The organism is Nocardia sp. NPDC047654 (assembly GCF_043205035.1).
GTDB lineage: Bacteria > Actinomycetota > Actinomycetes > Mycobacteriales > Mycobacteriaceae > Nocardia.
Genome location: NZ_JBIDDF010000014.1, coordinates 137685 through 154028, shown reverse-complemented (window position 1 = coordinate 154028; position 16344 = coordinate 137685). Strand labels below are relative to the sequence as shown.

The 16344-nt window shown below is 68.7% G+C and carries 15 protein-coding genes; 4 read left to right on the top strand and 11 right to left on the bottom strand.

The window, feature by feature from the left end:
* Positions 1-135 precede the first annotated feature (135 nt).
* A complete protein-coding gene (locus tag ACGF7Y_RS28325) occupies positions 136-672 on the bottom strand; it encodes a DM13 domain-containing protein (protein ID WP_393238809.1) in 537 nt (178 codons plus the stop codon).
* Positions 673-786: 114 nt separating this feature from the next.
* Positions 787-1929, bottom strand: coding sequence for an acyl-CoA dehydrogenase family protein (locus ACGF7Y_RS28320; RefSeq protein ID WP_393238806.1), 1143 nt, complete (start codon positions 1927-1929; stop codon positions 787-789).
* A gap of 91 nt (positions 1930-2020) precedes the next feature.
* On the opposite strand from ACGF7Y_RS28320, the gene ACGF7Y_RS28315 reads away from it, so the two are divergent.
* A complete protein-coding gene (locus ACGF7Y_RS28315; RefSeq protein WP_393238803.1) occupies positions 2021-2719 on the top strand; it encodes a winged helix-turn-helix transcriptional regulator in 699 nt (232 codons plus the stop codon).
* Positions 2720-2746: 27 nt separating this feature from the next.
* Here the strand turns inward: ACGF7Y_RS28315 and ACGF7Y_RS28310 are convergent, their stop codons facing one another.
* The 4 genes from ACGF7Y_RS28310 to ACGF7Y_RS28295 are packed head-to-tail and all read right to left on the bottom strand — an operon-like array spanning position 2747 to position 6460.
* Positions 2747-4036 carry an acyl-CoA dehydrogenase family protein gene (locus tag ACGF7Y_RS28310; protein WP_393238800.1) on the bottom strand — a complete coding sequence of 430 codons (1290 nt, stop codon included), beginning with the start codon at positions 4034-4036 and terminating at the stop codon, positions 2747-2749.
* 2 nt (positions 4037-4038) lie between these two features.
* On the bottom strand, positions 4039-4677 hold the full coding sequence (locus ACGF7Y_RS28305; RefSeq protein ID WP_393238797.1) for a TetR/AcrR family transcriptional regulator: 639 nt from the start codon (positions 4675-4677) through the stop codon (positions 4039-4041).
* Positions 4674-5723, bottom strand: a complete 1050-nt coding sequence (locus ACGF7Y_RS28300; RefSeq protein ID WP_393238794.1) for a zinc-binding dehydrogenase — start codon at positions 5721-5723, stop codon at positions 4674-4676. The genes ACGF7Y_RS28305 and ACGF7Y_RS28300 overlap by 4 nt, the downstream gene beginning before the upstream one ends.
* Positions 5720-6460, bottom strand: coding sequence for an SDR family NAD(P)-dependent oxidoreductase (locus tag ACGF7Y_RS28295; RefSeq protein WP_393238791.1), 741 nt, complete (start codon positions 6458-6460; stop codon positions 5720-5722). The genes ACGF7Y_RS28300 and ACGF7Y_RS28295 overlap by 4 nt, the downstream gene beginning before the upstream one ends.
* 244 nt (positions 6461-6704) lie before the next feature.
* On the opposite strand from ACGF7Y_RS28295, the gene ACGF7Y_RS28290 reads away from it, so the two are divergent.
* Together ACGF7Y_RS28290 and ACGF7Y_RS28285 are read left to right on the top strand one after the other, a co-directional pair.
* On the top strand, positions 6705-8885 hold the full coding sequence (locus ACGF7Y_RS28290; RefSeq protein WP_393238788.1) for a malate synthase G: 2181 nt from the start codon (positions 6705-6707) through the stop codon (positions 8883-8885).
* Between the two features lie 595 nt (positions 8886-9480).
* A complete protein-coding gene (locus tag ACGF7Y_RS28285) occupies positions 9481-10056 on the top strand; it encodes a hypothetical protein (RefSeq protein ID WP_393238785.1) in 576 nt (191 codons plus the stop codon).
* Here ACGF7Y_RS28285 and ACGF7Y_RS28280 read toward each other — a convergent pair.
* Complete coding sequence (locus tag ACGF7Y_RS28280; protein WP_393238782.1) at positions 10050-10925, bottom strand: hypothetical protein; 876 nt, start codon at positions 10923-10925, stop codon at positions 10050-10052. The two genes, ACGF7Y_RS28285 and ACGF7Y_RS28280, sit on opposite strands and share 7 nt — an antisense overlap.
* A gap of 46 nt (positions 10926-10971) precedes the next feature.
* Positions 10972-11706: a PaaI family thioesterase gene (locus ACGF7Y_RS28275; RefSeq protein ID WP_393238779.1), complete on the bottom strand. Its 735-nt coding sequence runs from the start codon at positions 11704-11706 to the stop codon at positions 10972-10974.
* A 547-nt stretch (positions 11707-12253) separates the two neighbouring features.
* On the opposite strand from ACGF7Y_RS28275, the gene ACGF7Y_RS28270 reads away from it, so the two are divergent.
* Positions 12254-13012 carry an NAD(P)H-dependent oxidoreductase gene (locus ACGF7Y_RS28270; RefSeq protein WP_393238776.1) on the top strand — a complete coding sequence of 253 codons (759 nt, stop codon included), beginning with the start codon at positions 12254-12256 and terminating at the stop codon, positions 13010-13012.
* Between the two features lie 7 nt (positions 13013-13019).
* Here the strand turns inward: ACGF7Y_RS28270 and ACGF7Y_RS28265 are convergent, their stop codons facing one another.
* From ACGF7Y_RS28265 to ACGF7Y_RS28255, 3 genes are all read right to left on the bottom strand, one after another.
* On the bottom strand, positions 13020-13661 hold the full coding sequence (locus tag ACGF7Y_RS28265; RefSeq protein ID WP_393238773.1) for a DUF305 domain-containing protein: 642 nt from the start codon (positions 13659-13661) through the stop codon (positions 13020-13022).
* Positions 13662-13663: 2 nt separating this feature from the next.
* Complete coding sequence (locus ACGF7Y_RS28260; RefSeq protein ID WP_393238770.1) at positions 13664-15238, bottom strand: LVIVD repeat-containing protein; 1575 nt, start codon at positions 15236-15238, stop codon at positions 13664-13666.
* Positions 15239-15397: 159 nt separating this feature from the next.
* Positions 15398-16318, bottom strand: coding sequence for a 3-methyladenine DNA glycosylase (locus tag ACGF7Y_RS28255; RefSeq protein ID WP_393238767.1), 921 nt, complete (start codon positions 16316-16318; stop codon positions 15398-15400).
* Positions 16319-16344: the final 26 nt, after the last annotated feature.

Sequence of the window (16344 nt, the reverse complement as noted above, 5' to 3'; positions counted from 1 at the left end):
CCGGATTCACTGCCGCCCCTCCTCTCCACTGCTCGGCGACCACCTCGAGGCGGTGGTCGGTGTCGAAACACATGGTGGCACAGCGCACCCGCCGCTGTCGGGTCATTTTTCGGCGGTGCGGCCCAGGGGCCGGGCTCAGGCCGGTCGCAGTTCGGCCGCGCCGAAGGAGACGTTGAACCGGTCGCACCAGATCGCGACGCTGGTCAGCTGGGCCAGGTCGGCATCGGCGGGGACGGGGTAGTTCTGGTTGCCCTGATTGCCCTTGAGCTTGCCCAGGTCGGTGTGGACGCCGTCGTCGAAGACGAACCATCCGTCGCGGCCCTCACGCACCGGCGCGTCGGTGAGCCAGACGTGCAGGTCGGGGCCGTCGGAGGTGTCGAGGTTCTCCACTCGTAGCACCCTGCTGCCGTCGGGCAGCCGCAAGACCACGACGGCGCCCGAGGTGGCGTGCTCGTGCGAGACGAACGTGCCCCGGGCGATGGCCTGCGGCTGCGCTTGCGTGCCGCCCGGACCGGGCGCCGCGGTGACCGACGGCGCCGCCTCCTGCACGGTGGTGTCGGTGAACAGCCGCCACGGCTGGAACACGGCCAGCCCTGCGCCCAGTCCCACCACCAGCAGCGCGGCGACGGCCCAGGTGATCGGCGATCGTGCGATTCCGCGTGCGGACACCATGGCTTCTCCTCGGAGCGTCGTCGTGTGGCCGGAAGGCCGGTTCACTGCGCGAGGGTTCTCGCCATCATCGATTATGGAGGCGAGTGGCGACGGCGTCGACGGAATGGACAGGCGTCATCCGATCGGGGACTGCCCGAGCAGAACACGACCGGAGAAGTGGGTCTGCTTGGCTCGCGGCAACGGGTGGAACAGGCAGCCGTGCACGTCGCGATAGCGCATCTCGAGTTCGCAGGTGCGGGAATAGCCCGCTCCGCCGGCGGTTTCGATCGCCAGGCGCACGGTGCGCACGAGCGCGTCCGCCGCGGCGGTCTTACGGCTGAGCGTCCGGCTCGCATACTGATCGGTGTTGGCGAAGCGCAGGTTCTCCGAGGCGTTGAACATGGCGTCGACGAGGTCGCCCGCGGTGGTGTGCGCGGTGGCCAGCTCACCGGCCAGCTGGACGGTCGGCGCGTCGGCGCGGCCCGCCGCCAGTGCGGTCGCGATCTCGACCGCGCCGTCGGCGATGCCCAGGTAGGCCGCCATCACCAGCGGCATCGCCGCGCCGAGCACGACGTTCAGCAGCGGCGGCCACACGGTGGCGGGGCGGGCCAGTGAGACCGCGGCGTCGGGCACGAAGACGTCGTCGAGCACGACGGTGTGCGATCCGCTGGCGCGCAAACCCATGGTGTCCCAGGTCTTTTCGACCCGCACACCGGCGGCGGTGAACGGGATGGCGCAGTGCAGCACCTGCGGGCCGTCCGGCGCGGCGTCCCAGCGCACGCTGGTCACCAGGACGGTGCCCGCCTCGCATCCGCTGGCCGGCGCCTTGCGCGCACGCACCCGGTAGCCGCCCTCGACCCGCTCGGCACTGCCGTTGGAGCCGACCCAGTCGGAGGCGCCGGTGCTGACCAGGATCGCGCCCGCGACCACCTTGGCGAACAGCGGCGCGGCGTCGATGCCGTGGTTGTGCCGCCACACCTGGGCGGCGACCAGGTGGGTGTGCATCGCGAAGGCGACCGCCGTGGAGGGGTCGTGGCGGCCCAGTTCGCGCAGGATCGCGCCCATCTCGCGGTGGGTGACCCCGCCGCCGCCGAACTCGGCGGGAACGAGAGCCGCCGACAGCCCGCTGTCGCGCAGCAGGTCGAACGCGGCGAGGGAGAGTTCGCCGGAGTGGTCCCTGGCGGCGACCCCGGGACGCAGGGTCTCGCCGACGCGGCGTGCGCGGGCGATCCAGTCCGTGGTGACGGTTTCGGTGATGGCAGAGGCTGTAGTGGTCATGTTTCGAAACTAAGAACGGCCGCGATAACCGGATAGTGCAGAAAGTGGACCACGCCGGTCCTGAAAATAGACCCCGTTGCCGAGGTGTGCCATGACGACTTCCACGCCGAGTTACGGCCAGTACTGCCCGATCTCCCGGGCGCTCGACCTGGTGGGCGAGCGCTGGTCGCTGCTGATCTTGCGCGACCTGCTGCTGGGCACCACCCGGTTCAACGACCTCGCGCGCGGCTTGCCCGGGCTGTCGCGCAGCCTGCTCGCCAAACGTCTGCGGCAATTCCAGCGGGCGGGGCTGGTGGAACGACTGGTCGGGGAGTACCTGCTCACCGACGCGGGGCGGGAGTTGGAGCCGATCCTGTTCGGCCTCGGCGAATGGGGCGCACGCTGGACCTTCGGTACGCCACGCGACGACGAGCGCGATCCCGCCCTGCTGGTGTGGTGGATGCACACGCGCGTGGACACCTCGTCGTTCCCGGGCCGCCGCCACGTGCTGCTGGTGCGCTTCACCGACGACCTGCGCCGCTTCTGGATCGTGCTCGAGGCGGGCGTGCCTTCGGTGTGCGAGTCCGATCCCGGCTATCCCGTGGACGTCGCGATCAGCTCCGACGTCGCCTCGCTGTACCAGGTGTGGCTGGGGCGGCTGCCGCTGGCGCACGCGCTGCGGGCGGGCCGGGTGGCGTTCACCGGCCCGCCCGCGCTCACTCGCCGGATGCCGTCGGTCCTGCGGCTCAGTCCCGTGGCCGGGTACGCGGACACCTCGCATGGGGACGCGGCCGCCCAGCGCGCGTCCTGAACTCGGACACCGGCCGGCGCACCTTGTTCAGAGGTTCCCGACGATGTGCTCGAGACGCTGGGCGACCAGTTCGCGCGCCTTTTCCCGCAGCGCGGGCCGGTATCCGCTCGGGTACACCGGGTCCGCAGGGGCGTAGTCCTTCAGGACCTCCTTCGCGAGGGTGATCTTGTGTACTTCGGTGGGTCCGTCGGCGAGGGCCATCACCTCGGCGTAGCCGAGCATGTCGATGAACGGCAGGTCCTGGCTGACGCCGAGCGCGCCGTGCAGGTGCAGCGCGCGCTGGGCGATGTCGTGCATCACCTTGGGCATGGCGACCTTGATCGCGGCGATGTCCTTGCGGACCTTCCTGTAGTCCTGCTCCTTGTCGATGCGCCACGCCGTGCGCAGCACCAGCAGCCGGAACTGCTCCATCTCGATCCAGCTGTCGGCGATGCGTTCCTGGGTCATCTGCAATCCGGCCAGCGGGCCGCCGCGCATCGGACGCGACACCGCTCGCTCGGCCATCATGTCGAACGCCTTGCGGACCATGGCGACCGTGCGCATCGCGTGATGCACGCGCCCGCCGCCCAGTCGCGTCTGTGCGACGACGAAGCCCTGGCCCTCCGCCCCGAGCAGGTGGTCGGCGGGCACACGGACGTCGGTGAACCGCAGATGGCCTTCGTGCTCGCTGAATCCGGCGACGTGATAGTTCTTCACGATCTCCAATCCCGGGGCGTCGGCGGGCACGATGAACATCGACATGCCCCGGTACGGGCTCACCTCCGGATCGGTCACAACCATGACGATGTGGAAGGCGGCGAACTGCGCGTTGGAGTTGAACCACTTCTCGCCGTTGATCACCCAGTGGTCGCCGTCGCGCACCGCGCGGGTGCGGAACAGCGTCGGGTCCGAGCCGCCGGTCGGCTCGGTCATCACGTAGCACGAGCCGATCTCCCCGGCCAGCAGCGGCTCGAGATAGGTCTTCTTCTGCTCCGGCGTGCCGTAGTGGGCGAGGATCTCCGCATTGCCGGAATCCGGTGCCTGGCAGCCGAATACCGACGGCGCCCACACCGACGTGCCGAGCACCTCGTTGAGCAGGGCGAGCTTCATCTGCCCGAAACCGGGGCCGCCCAGTTCCGGCCCGAGGTGGCATGCCCACAGGCCCTGCTCCTTGACCTGCTCCTTCAGCGGCCGCATCAGCGCCATGGCCTCACGGTCGGTGCGGTCGTACGGGTTGGGGTAGAGCAGGTCCAGCGGCTCCACCTCGGTGCGGACGAACTCCGCCGCCCAGTCCAGCTTCCGCTGGTACTCCGGGTCGGTCTCGAAATCCCAAGCCATGGTCAGCCTTTCGTGTCTGGCGCGGTGCCGGTCACCACGCCGTCGAGCAAAGTGGTCGCGAGGATGTCGGCGATCTCACCGGGGGAGCGGTCGCCGTGCGGGCGATACCAGAACGAGACCATGTTCAGCATGCCGAGCACGCTGTTGGTGACCACGTGGTCGCCGGTGCGCAACAGCCCTTCCGCGTGACCGGCGTCGATGACGCGTTGCCAGCAGTGCTGCACCCGGTCGCGCAGCTCCTGTAGCTGCGCGGCGCGCTCGCCCGTGAGCGCGCCGACGTCACGCAGCTGGATGGCCACCTCGCGCTGATGGCGAACGATCAGCCGCACGTGACTGTGAATCATCCTGCGCAACTTGGTGACCGGATCGTCGGGTCCGTCGGAGATCTGCTCTGCCTCGACCAGCATCAGCTGGATGTAGTCGCGCAGAATCTGCCAGAGCAGTTCCTCCTTGGAACCGATGTGGTAGTACAGCGCGCCGCGCTGCACGTCGGCCCGCTCACCGATCTCGGCCACGCCGGTGCCGTGGAAGCCCTGCTCGGCGAACAGGTCGATCGCCGCACGCACGATCCGCGCCCTGGTGTCGCTCGCCGTCGATTCGGCGGCGGGCGGGCGGCCGCGCCTGCGCGAAGGGGCGGTCATCTCGACGGGTCCAGAACGATCTTGCCCACCCCGTCGGCCCGCTCGGCGAACATCCGGTAGGCGTCGGGCCCCTCGGACATGGGCAGGTGGTGGGTGACCACGGCCTCGGGCCGCAGCCTGCCGCCCGCGGTGAGTCTCAGCAGCGCGGGCAGTTCGTACTGGATCGCGCACAGCCCGATGTGGAATTCGAGGTCCTTCACCTGGGCTGCCATCAAGTGGAACGGGAAGGCGCGGTTGTGGCTCACGCCGATCACGCTGACCCGGCCACCGTGCCCGACGGCGCTGATCGCCAGCTTGACGGTTTCGTCGGCGCCGACCGCCTCGATCGCGACATCCGCTCCGCCGCGCAGTGTTTCGCGGATGGCCTGCTTCGGATCGTCCGATTCGACCGGCTCGGCGCCCAACTCGGCGGCGCGCTCGCGGCGTTCGGCGAGCAGGTCGACGCCGAGCACCCGGGCCGCACCCATCGCGAAGGCGGACTGCACCGCCATGAGACCGACCGGACCGAGCCCGATCACCACCACGGTGTCGCCCGGGGCGATCCGGGCGCGCCGGGCTCCGTACCACGCGGTAGGGGCGTTGTCGGTGAGCACAACGGCGGCGGTGTCGCTCACCTCGTCGGGCAGCTTCGCCAGATTGCCCCCGGCGTGCGGTACGGCGAGCAACTGGGCCTGACATCCCGCCAGCGAGCCGCCGAGCCCATAGCAGGCGTCGACCGGGAGCGGGTGGCGCTCGCACGCGGTGACGACCCCGGCGCGGCACTGCGCGCAGCTGTCGCAGCCCGCCGAGGCGGCGACCAGCACGCGGTCGCCGACGGCGAACCCCCGGGCGTGCGGCCCCAGTTCCACGATCTCACCGACCGCTTCGTGTCCGACGCCGTAACCGGAGCCCGCGACGAATCCGTGTCCGGCGTAGATGTGCAGATCACTGCCGCAGATGCCCGCCGCGGTGACCCGGACGATCGCGCCGTCCGGTCCCGGCAGGACCGGGTCGGGCCGATCCTGATACGAGATCTGCTGCGGGCCTTCGTAAGCCAATGCCTTCATCGCCAGCCTCCGTCGATCGCGAGAGTGGCGCCGGTGCAGAACGCCGAGGCTCCGGTGGCGAAGAACAGCGCCGCCCCCACGATCTCCTCCGGCTTGCCGACTCTGCGCAGCGCGTTGTGTTCGGTGAGTTCCGCGCGCAGCTCATCGGGCCACGCCGTGGCGATGTCGGTGTCGAAGGGGCCGCACTGGATGGTGTTGACCCGCACGTTCGGCGCGAACGTCTGGGCCAGCCCGCCGGTCAGGGCGTTGAGTCCCGCCTTGGCCGCCGAGTACGGGACCGCGAAGGGCTCCGGCCTGGTCGCCTCGATCGAGGAGACGTTGATGATCGAGCCGCCGCCGTCGGCCGCCATGCGGCTGCCGATCAGGGCCGACAGTCGGAACGGACCTTTGAGGTTCACCCCGATGACCTTGTCGAACAACTCCTCGGTGACCTGGTCCAAGCTCGGGTACAGCGGCGAGAGTCCCGCGTTGTTGACCAGCACGTCCACCCGGCCGAACGCGCCGTAGACGGTCTCCACCAGGGCATCGCACTGCGACCAGTCGCTGACGTTGCAGGCCACCGGCAGGGCTCGACGCCCGAACCGCCGCGTCACCTCCTGGGCGAGCGCGGCGCACCCGTCCAGCTTGCGGCTCGCGATCACCACGTCGGCGCCGGCCTCGGCGAACGCCAGCACCATCTGTTTACCCAGGCCTCGACTACCCCCGGTGACGACGGCGACCTTGTCGGTGAGTGGCACTCGAACTCCTGCCTGTCATGAAATGTTCCGATCAGTACATTAAATCGGCCGCGGGTTACGATCAAGGGGCTGTCCGGCCGACCGTCGACGGCTCGACGACCCGCCGGGTGGAAGACCAGCTCATTCGGCGTGGCGGATGCATTCGGGCACAGTGCCCACAGCGACCCGGCGCGCGGCGACACCACTACCCACGGGTAACATGGCACTGTTTTCCCACTCGGCTTTCTCGGAAGTGAGGCAGTAGATGACAGAGCGGATTCAGGTCGGCGGGCTCCAGGTGGCACGCGTTCTCCACGAGTTCGTCGAGAACGAGGCGCTCCCCGGTTCCGGCGTGGATTCCGCCGCGTTCTGGGCCGGCGCCGAGCAGGTCATCAACGATCTCGCTCCGCGCAACCGCGCTCTGCTGGCCGAACGCGACGAGATCCAGGGCAAGGTCGACGCGTGGCACGCCGAGCACCCCGGCGTGAACTACGACAAGGCCGCCTACAAGAACTTCCTGACCGAGATCGGCTACCTGCGCCCCGAGCCCGCCGATTTCCGGATCAGCACGCAGAACGTGGACGACGAGATCGCCGTCACCGCGGGCCCGCAGCTCGTGGTGCCGGTGATGAACGCTCGCTTCGCGATCAACGCCGCCAACGCCCGCTGGGGCTCGCTGTACGACGCGCTCTACGGCACCGACGCCATCTCCGAGGCCAACGGCGCGGAGAAGGGCACCGGCTACAACAAGGTGCGCGGCGACAAGGTCATCGAGTGGGCGCGTAATTTTCTCGACGACTCGGTCACCCTCATCACCGGCTCGCACATCGGCTCGACGTCCTACAAGATCGTGGACGGCGAACTGGAGGTCGGCCTGGAGGACGGCACCAGCATCGGCCTGGCCGACGCCTCGCAGCTGGTCGGTTACCTGGGTGACCCGGAATCGCCGAGTTCGGTGTTGCTGAAGCACAACGGTTTGCACATCGAGATCCAGATCGACCCGCAGTCGCCGATCGGCAGCACCGACACCGCGGGCGTCAAGGATGTCGTGCTGGAGTCCGCGGTCACCACGATCATGGACTTCGAGGACTCGGTCGCCGCGGTGGACGCCGAGGACAAGGTGCTGTGCTACCACAACTGGCTCGGCCTGATGAAGGGCGACCTCGCGGAGAAGGTCAGCAAGGGCGAGAAGACCTTCACCCGCACCATGAACCCCGATCGCGTGTACACCGCGACGGCCGGCGGCGAACTGGTGCTGCACGGCCGTTCACTGCTGTTCGTGCGTAACGTCGGTCACCTGATGACCTCCGACGCGATCTTGGACGCCGAAGGCAACGAGGTGCCCGAGGGCATCATGGACGGGCTGATCACCTCGCTGATCGCCAAGCACAGCCTGGCCGACGACGCGAAGCTGAAGAACAGCCGCACCGGCTCGGTCTACATCGTGAAGCCGAAGATGCACGGCCCGGACGAGGTCGCGTTCACCAACGAGCTGTTCGGCCGGATCGAGGACGTGCTCGGGCTGGCGCGCAACACGCTCAAGGTCGGCATCATGGACGAGGAGCGCCGGACCACGGTGAACCTGAAGGCCTGCATCCAGGCCGCCGCCGAGCGGGTGGTGTTCATCAACACCGGCTTCCTGGACCGCACCGGCGACGAGATCCACACCTCCATGGAGGCCGGGCCGATGGTTCGCAAGGCCGACATGAAGTCCCAGCAGTGGATCCTGTCCTATGAGGACTGGAACGTCGACACCGGTCTCGCGGCGGGCCTGCCCGGCAAGGCGCAGATCGGCAAGGGCATGTGGGCCATGCCGGACCTGATGGCCGACATGCTCACCCAGAAGATCGGCCACCCGCGCGCGGGCGCCAACACCGCGTGGGTTCCCTCGCCGACCGCCGCCACCCTGCACGCGACGCACTACCACTTGGTCGACGTGTTCAAGCGGCAGCAGGAGATCGCGAAGGGCGGTCGCCGTGCCACCGTCGACGAGATCCTGGAGATTCCGCTGGCCGCCGCGCCGAACTGGACCGACGAGGAGAAGCGTCAAGAGCTGGACAACAACTCCCAGTCCATCCTCGGTTACGTGGTGCGCTGGATCGACCAGGGCGTCGGTTGCTCCAAGGTGCCCGACATCAAGGACGTCGCGCTCATGGAAGACCGTGCGACCCTGCGCATCTCCAGCCAGTTGATGGCCAACTGGCTGCGCCACGGCATCGTCACCGCCGACGAGGTCGTGGCCAGCCTGGAGCGGATGGCCCCGGTCGTGGACCGGCAGAACGCCGGCGACGCGAACTACCGGGCGATGGCGCCGGACTTCGCGGGCAGCATCGCGTTCCAGGCGGCCAAGGAGCTGATCCTGGAGGGCGCCAAGCAGCCCAACGGGTACACCGAGCCGATCCTGCATCGCCGTCGCCGTGAGGCCAAGGCGCTGGCCTGCGTCTAGTCCCACCTGTCGCGAATCGCGAATCCCCCGGCCCAGGCGGCCGGGGGATTCGCGCTTTCGCGGCGGTCGGAGTTTCGACTCCCGTTTATCGGTCCGTTACCCTGGGTGCCGCACGAGATCGTTCGATTTGTGAGGAAGATTCATGGGAAGCGTTGTGCTCGACATCGTGGCATTGCTCGCCAATCGCGCGGCGATGTTCTGGAATTGGATGGCCACCGGATCGGCGGGTTTCCCGCCGCTGTGAGCGTGCGGTGCACGATCTGTTTCGAGTAGCGAATCCCCTGGTCAGGTAGCGCTGGCCGGGGGATTTTCCGGTTCGGGACGGAATCGGAAAACGTTCCGGAATGTTTGTTTTCACACCGAGGGTCCCACTGCCCGCGGGCGCGGGTAGGCCTCGGTTGTCCGAATTCGGCGGACATGGCCGCACCGGATCGCAGGAACTCTCGCGCGCGGATTCTCGAATTGGACGTGCGTCGGCGCCGCGGGCTATCTGTCACGCTCGAAGCGGCTTCCCCGGCATGGGGATCGTCAGGGGGCCGGGCGATTTCGGCACCGATCCCGCGCGCGAAACCCCTGCCCCTCGTATCTTGAACACGTGAACTCCACCGGCTCCGTGCGCACACGGTCGCGTATTCCTCGTTGGTTCGTGCTGTGGATGGGGCTGCTGACCGCCCTGGTCGCGCTCTGCTGCGCGGCGCTGTTCTGGCAACTCGCCGCGGAGGGCACGTTTCCCACTCTCGTCGTGCTGTGGGTGGTCCTCGGCGTGCTCGGCGGAATCGCCGTCCTGTTCGGGCTGCTCGGCCTGCTGCGCTACCGGGCCTTCTTCTACAGCCTCGCCTCACCCGTGCTGATCGGCGTCCTGGTGGCGCTGACACTGTACGACGTCCCGGAGGACACCGGCTGGCGGCTGTCTCGCGGCATTCTCGAAGATCAAGCCGTCGACTGTGCCCACCCCGGCCAGCGCACCCGCCTGGGCGTCTACACCATCACCTTCGTCACGCCCCGTGACGGCGGCTGCCTGTTCTACACCCAGGCGGGCGACTCGAATTCCGAAGGCTTCGCGTTCTTCCGCGACCCGGCCACCCCACCACACCTCGGCCCACCCGCCACCAACGGCATCGAGTACTCCGCGTTCGACGGCCAGTGGTACCGCTTCGTCGACACTCACTGAAGCCGGTCGCCGAAGATCTCCTCGAGCGCGCTCGCCGTGGCGGCACGGGTGATCCACTCTGTGAGGCGCGCATGATCGGTGCAGGCCTCGATCTCGGCGATGAGTGCCGCAGGGACGTCGAATCCGCGGGCACCGAGCATGGTGAGCAACGCCTTGGCCTCGCCCTTGGCCTCGCCTTCGGCCATGCCGTCGGCGTACAGCTGCTTGAAGTACTGGCTGTAGTACGGGGACGTGTCGGTCGTCATCAGCATCTCCAGGAAGTGCCGGGCCGCTGCTTTCGGCAGTGCGGCCAGTACCAGGTCAATGTACCTTTTACCGTCCGCGGAGTCGTGTGCTGTCGCGGCGAGGGCGGTGAGAATCGAGTCGCGTTCGGGGTCGTTGCGGTGGGCGATGGCGGACAGGGCGGTCAGGTCGGGGCGCTCGAGCGCGGTGTGGGTGTCGCTGACCACCGGCACGTTGGCCGGGCTGAGGACCATCGGCGACAGGGTGAACCCGGGCGCGACGGTGATCGGGCGGCGGCAGTGCCCCGCGGCACGTTCGTTCGGGCACACGACGACGAGCAGGACCAGGCAGCGCAGGCGAGCACGCAAGGTCGTCAGGTAGACCGGCCACCTCCAGGCCTTGTCGTCGTCGCGCTGCAGTTGCACCTCCACGACGATGCCGAGAACCGGGACGTCGGCGTCGGTGAGGGTGACGACCAGGTCCGCGCGATACTCGGTCGGCTCGATGTCCGGTAGGTCGCCGGAATCGACGCGGGCGTGATCGAACTCGGGAAGTGCCAGGCCGAGCGTGGAAGTGAGCAGCTCGGCGACCAAAGTTGGTCTGCGGCGGACCAATTCGATGAGGACTTCGTGTACCGACGAGGGCATGGCGCGGACGTTACCGATAGCCACCGACAGGTGCTGGTGGGATGGATCACCATTCGAACGGCAGCGGCTGCCGGGGCTCGATCCAGAGAGCTTCGGCGAGGGCGCAGAGCGTGCCGTCTTCGCGGGCCAATGCCACGCCGACCATGTGTTTCCGGCCGTTCGCGGAGATCGGCCAGCCGTAGGAGAGGTAGGGATCGCCGGCGCGGACCGGTTCGAACTGGGTGGCGGTGAGGGCGGCGGTCACCGCTCCCGGACGCAGGTCACGCAGGGCCATCGCGGCCCAGCCGCCGGGACAATCCAATGCGGCCCAGACGTTTTCGGTGGACAGGAAGCCGCCGGGTCCGCCGAGCAGTGGATCAGGTTTCCAGGCGGCGACGACCATGTCGTGCGTCGGCATGGCCCAGGGCGACAGGCGCAAGCCTCGACCGGGTGTGCAGGCGGCTCCGCAGCCGTAGCAGTGGCTCATCTTGCGCAGCACGTCGGCGGTCGCAGTCGCCGCCCGTGCCTCCGCCCAAGAGGGCGCGGGCCGCGGCGTCACCGTAACCGTCGACGCGGACGCCTCGGCGAGCACCGTGCCCTCCTGATCGGTGAGCGCCGCGCCGCCCGAACCGTCGGCGGCCAGCACAACCGGGGAATTCACGGAAACTGCGCGCCGGAAGTCGACGCGCACCTGCGCGGCGCCGCTCGCCGCGGCCAGCAGGCCCGCCACATATCCGCCGAACGCCACTCCCGGATAGCCACGCACGTGACCCGGCACCGTGAACGTATCCGTCCGAATCATCCGCTGCCCAACCTCTCCCGGCCGACGATCATGACCCGGCTCAGCCGACCATACCGTCCCGGCGTCGCTGGATGGTCTTCGGGCGACCTGCCACGCTACCGAGGACGATGATCTCGCCGATCGCCCACGAACCGGTCGTTCCGGCGAGCCGCGTGATTCAGGCACGGGTCGTCGATCTCGCCCCCGCCCGTTCGGAACGTGCTGATGGGCGAACTTGCCGAGCCCGACCGGGTGCCTCGGCCCGTTCGCTCGGTGCCGTGCCATGCGCAATGCGCATTCGCTCGACGTCTTCGGTGGCGATGCCGCCTGCGGCGCGCGGGATGCGCACCATGCCGGCCGTAACTGCCCCAGACGCTCGGCGGATCTCGATCCGGTCACCGAACCGCGAACGAGATCGCCCGCGGCTCGTGGGCGGCGAGACGCCCCGCCGGGGCATTCCACGCCATCGCGGCAGTCCGTCTGCCGTCGCGCGTCCGCGCAGGTCGAGGGGATGGCGGAATATCCGCTGTTCCGAACGCTGTTGCGCCGAGATGTGACGAAAGCCGGAATGAACGTACTGATCGTGTACGCCCACCCGAAGCCGGATTCACTCACCGGTGCGCTCAAAGACGTGGCCGTGCGGCAATTGCGGGCGGACGGGCACGACGTGCGGGTCACCGACCTCTACGCGATGGGCTGGAAGGCCGCCGCCGACACCGAGGATTTCGGTGCGGTCGAGGAGTCCAACTTCATGCTGGCTTCGGGCGTGGCCTACCGCGACGGGACGCTGAGCCCCGACATCCGCGCCGAGCAGGAGAAACTGCTGTGGGCCGACGCTGTCGTGCTGCACTTCCCGCTCTGGTGGTTCGGCATGCCCGCGATCATGAAGGGCTGGGTGGATCGGGTTCTCACCTGCGGGTTCGCCTATGGGGCCGGGGGTGAGGCGGTGCCCAGGTACGGGGCGGGCGTCCTGGCGGGCCGGCGTGCGATGCTCGTGGTCGCGGTCGGGGGCAAGCAGCCGTCGTACTCCGATCGCGGGATCAACGGCCCGGTCGAGGATCTGCTGTTCCCGATCCACCACGGCATCCTGTATTACACCGGCATGGATGTACTGCCGCCATTCCTGGTGCACGACACCATCCGGCTGGACTCCCCGCGGTTCGGCGACGTCGCGCTCGACCTACGGCAGCGGATGTCGGAGCTGGCGCGGCTGGAGCCGATTCGGTACCGCTCGCAAGCCGGGGGCGACTACGACCGGAGCCTGCGCCTCGAGCCGGGGCGTGAGGCGCTGGGGGCGAGCGGTTTCGGGTTGCATGTGGCGTCGTGACCGACGGTCACGGCAGTACCGGAGCCCCGCGCTGGGCGAGCAGCATGCCCATCACCCCCGCTTCCTGACCCTGACCGTGGACCATGGACCGGGCGATCTCCTTGACCGGCCCGGAGCGCAGCAGACCGTCGGCGGCCTCGGCCATCGCGATGCCGCCCCGGTGATGGCGAAGCATCAACTGCAGGAACAGGATTTCCGCGTCGCGGCCACGCGCCGACGCCAAGGTGTCCAATTCAGCCGTGCTCGCCATCCCCGGCATGGGCGGGGCGGCGGCGCTGTGCGCTGCCGGATGCCGATGCGCTGACGTGTCCGCGCTGTGCATCCACGCCATCGGATGCGCCGAGCCGGGGGCCGCGTCCGCCAGGCGCAGCCAGCCGAGCATGGTGCCGATCTCCAGGCGCTGGGTCCGGTCGAGTTGCTCGGCCAGCCGGGCGATCGCCGGATCGACCGAGCGATCCAGCCGCTGCACCATGAGCAGCGCTTGCTGGTGATGGGTGGTCATGTCCTGGACGAAGCCGATCTCCACGTCGGTGAGAATCGGTGTCGCGGACCGGCCTTCCGGAAAGATCACGGGGCGCAGCGCGGCGCCGAGCACGAGCAGCGCGAAGGCCGCCGAAGCCAGGGCCGCGACGCGCGTCCAGTGCCGCATCGCTACGACCCGACGATCGAGTGCTGGTCCGGCGGTGGCGAATACACGTCGTCGTCCAGTTGCAGCACCATGAAACCGTTGTCCGAGCACGCGACGTAGAGTTGCGTGCCGCGCCATTCCGGCGGCGAGAGACACCAGTCGGTGGACACGTCGCCGAAGGCGAGCCGGCCGGTGCGCGCGGTGGTGGCATCCAGCGGATCGAACTCTCCCTCCAGCACGGCGCGCAGCGCCGACGGTGCGCTCATCAGCGGAACGCCGATGATCGAGGCGAGCGCGTGCGGCGAGTTCCACAGGCTCAGGTTCTGCCCGGTGCGGGCGGGCGGGTTGTAGTAGGCGATCTCGCGGATGGCGTAGGGATCGCGGATGTCGAAGACCCGGATGCCCGAGGAGATCCACCCGCAGGCCAGGGCGGTCGGGTTCGCCTGCCGGTCCGCGGCGCAGTAGTGCGATTCGTAGGCGAAGGCGGAACCGCCCATGGAGGAGCCGATATTGCTGTCGAGATGCTGGGGCAGGTTGATCTCGAGCTTGATCTTGCCCACCACCTCGGGCGCGGTCTCGTCGGAGATGTCGATGAGTTTGACGCCGCCGGAACCGCCCTCGTCGACGGTGTAGAGGTAGGGTTTGCCGTCGTAACTGACCGGGACACTGTGCTGGGTCGCCCAGCCGTCCGTCCAGAACGTCCGGCCGAGGTGGTGCACCTGCGGGTTCGGGTCGCGGCGCTGCACCGCGCTGATGTCGAGGACGGTGAAGCCGCCGAGCGCGGAAATATACATCCGGTTGCCGTCGGGGCTGATGCCGAAGCCGTGCGCCTCGATGCCGGTCAGTCCCTGCCAGACGACGTGCGGGTTCGCCGGATCGGTCAGGTCGACGGCGCTGACGAATCCGGGTGCGATTCCCGAGGCCCAGTACGTGTTGCCGTCCGGGGAGAAGCCGCCTTCGTGCGTGGTGATCGGCAGCGGCATCGCGAGATTCGTGCCAGGACCGGGATTGAGCAGTCGCGGATGCGCGCAGTCGGAGACGTCGTAGACCGACAGGTAGCCCACGCCCTCCAGGAACGGGACGCCGGTACCGACCAGCAATTTGCGCTCGGTGTTGACCTTGAGGCTCTCCCAGGTGCCCGCGAGCATGGCGGGCTCGGTCAGCGTCATGGTCGGGCGCGGATGCGCCGGATCGGACACGTCGAGCACCTGGACGCCGCGCCCCTCGCTGATCAGGTCGCCGGGAAAGAACGAGCCGAGATAGGCGCAGTGCTCGAAGCTGGTGGAGGTGATGCCCGCACCGCGGCCCGCATAACCGCCGACGAACGAGATATTGCATCGGTACCCCTGCGTACTGCGCCCACTGTCGCGGTCGGCGGCGGTGACATCGCCTTGCAGGCCGTTCTCGGGTGCGGCGCCCGGTCCGCAGTCGGCGCGGGGCACCGAGGTGCGCCCGACGTCGAGGAACTCCTGGACGGCGTTCCGGATCTCCGAAGGCGGATCGGCCGCGGCGCTCGCGGGCAGCAGCACGGCTGTGACCATGCCGATGGTGAGCAGAGCGAGCGGTTTGGCACGGCACAGCCTGGCCAGTGGGCGCATCGTCGCGACCCCCCAACTTCGTTGTCGAGCGTGGCTACCAGAGTGACTGGGACAGTCAGCACTGAACTGACTGAATGGTAGTAATCCTCGGTAACTTGCGCGGAGGGTTTCGTCGAATCCGCACGGATCCGGGAAGTTTTCCGTTGGGCTGCGGCGGCGTCAGCGTCGGTGGACCGATGCCGTGCACTCGTCCGATGCCAGCAGTTCGTCGCAGACGCTCAGAAAGGTTCGGCGCAGTTCGGCGGCGCGTTCGGCCAACGCGGACTGGGCGCGGACGTACTCGGCTCGTCCGGCGGGCGTCTCGATGCGCACCGGGTCGTAGCCGAACCCGGACAGGTCGTAGGGGCTGGCGCGCATGTCGAGTTCGCGTGCGGCGCAAGCCGACTCGAAGCAATCCAGCAACAACTCCGAAGGGATCAGCGGGACCAGCTTGAAGCCCCACTTGTACAGGTCCATGTTCGCGTGCAGACAGCCCGGCTGTTCGCGATGGATCTGGTCGTCGCGGGTGAGCGGCTCGGCATTGCGGCCGACGGCGTCCGGGGTGAAGAAGCGGTAGGCGTCGAAATGCGTGCATCGCAGCGACATCGAGTCGACCACCGCGTCGGTGCCCGCGCGCCCGAGCCGCAGCGGCACCTTCTGGTGGCGGATATTGTCGGTCCGATACACCATCGCCCATTCATGCAGGCCGAAACAGGACAGCTGGGCGGGGCGGGACGCGGTGGCGCGCAGCAGTTTCGCGACGAACGCGACGGTGTCCCTGCGTTTGACCAGGTAGGCGGGATCGGCCGTATAGACGCTCCGCCCGGCGGGGTCCCCGGTTGTCGAGTCGGTCGCTTCGTCGGCACGGTGATACCCACGGGCGCCGTCGTACTCGGCGGCATCCGCCAGGCCGATGCCGTATCCCGGATGCCAGCGCCGTAATTGGGCGGGTTTGTGTCCGTAGTAGGTGAACAAGAAGTCGATCACCGGGTGCGAGGACCCTTGCGCCCGCCGCTCGAGATAGGGCCCGACCAGATCGTCCAGCCGGGCCCGGTGCGCGGCGGCGGACGCCCGCCACCGCGCACCGGACAACACCCGCATGATCACCGCACCTCGCGCGCGCCGGT

Excerpts from the sequence above, each read along its gene's own strand:
- ACGF7Y_RS28325 (WP_393238809.1), bottom strand. The coding sequence starts at position 672 with ATGGTGTCCGCACGCGGAATCGCACGATCGCCGATCACCTGGGCCGTC.
- ACGF7Y_RS28320 (WP_393238806.1), bottom strand. The coding sequence starts at position 1,929 with ATGACCACTACAGCCTCTGCCATCACCGAAACCGTCACCACGGACTGG.
- ACGF7Y_RS28315 (WP_393238803.1), top strand. The coding sequence starts at position 2,021 with ATGACGACTTCCACGCCGAGTTACGGCCAGTACTGCCCGATCTCCCGG.
- ACGF7Y_RS28310 (WP_393238800.1), bottom strand. The coding sequence starts at position 4,036 with ATGGCTTGGGATTTCGAGACCGACCCGGAGTACCAGCGGAAGCTGGAC.
- ACGF7Y_RS28305 (WP_393238797.1), bottom strand. The coding sequence starts at position 4,677 with ATGACCGCCCCTTCGCGCAGGCGCGGCCGCCCGCCCGCCGCCGAATCG.
- ACGF7Y_RS28300 (WP_393238794.1), bottom strand. The coding sequence starts at position 5,723 with ATGAAGGCATTGGCTTACGAAGGCCCGCAGCAGATCTCGTATCAGGAT.
- ACGF7Y_RS28290 (WP_393238788.1), top strand. The coding sequence starts at position 6,705 with ATGACAGAGCGGATTCAGGTCGGCGGGCTCCAGGTGGCACGCGTTCTC.
- ACGF7Y_RS28280 (WP_393238782.1), bottom strand. The coding sequence starts at position 10,925 with ATGCCCTCGTCGGTACACGAAGTCCTCATCGAATTGGTCCGCCGCAGA.
- ACGF7Y_RS28275 (WP_393238779.1), bottom strand. The coding sequence starts at position 11,706 with ATGATTCGGACGGATACGTTCACGGTGCCGGGTCACGTGCGTGGCTAT.
- ACGF7Y_RS28270 (WP_393238776.1), top strand. The coding sequence starts at position 12,254 with ATGAACGTACTGATCGTGTACGCCCACCCGAAGCCGGATTCACTCACC.
- ACGF7Y_RS28265 (WP_393238773.1), bottom strand. The coding sequence starts at position 13,661 with ATGCGGCACTGGACGCGCGTCGCGGCCCTGGCTTCGGCGGCCTTCGCG.
- ACGF7Y_RS28260 (WP_393238770.1), bottom strand. The coding sequence starts at position 15,238 with ATGCGCCCACTGGCCAGGCTGTGCCGTGCCAAACCGCTCGCTCTGCTC.
- ACGF7Y_RS28255 (WP_393238767.1), bottom strand. The coding sequence starts at position 16,318 with ATGCGGGTGTTGTCCGGTGCGCGGTGGCGGGCGTCCGCCGCCGCGCAC.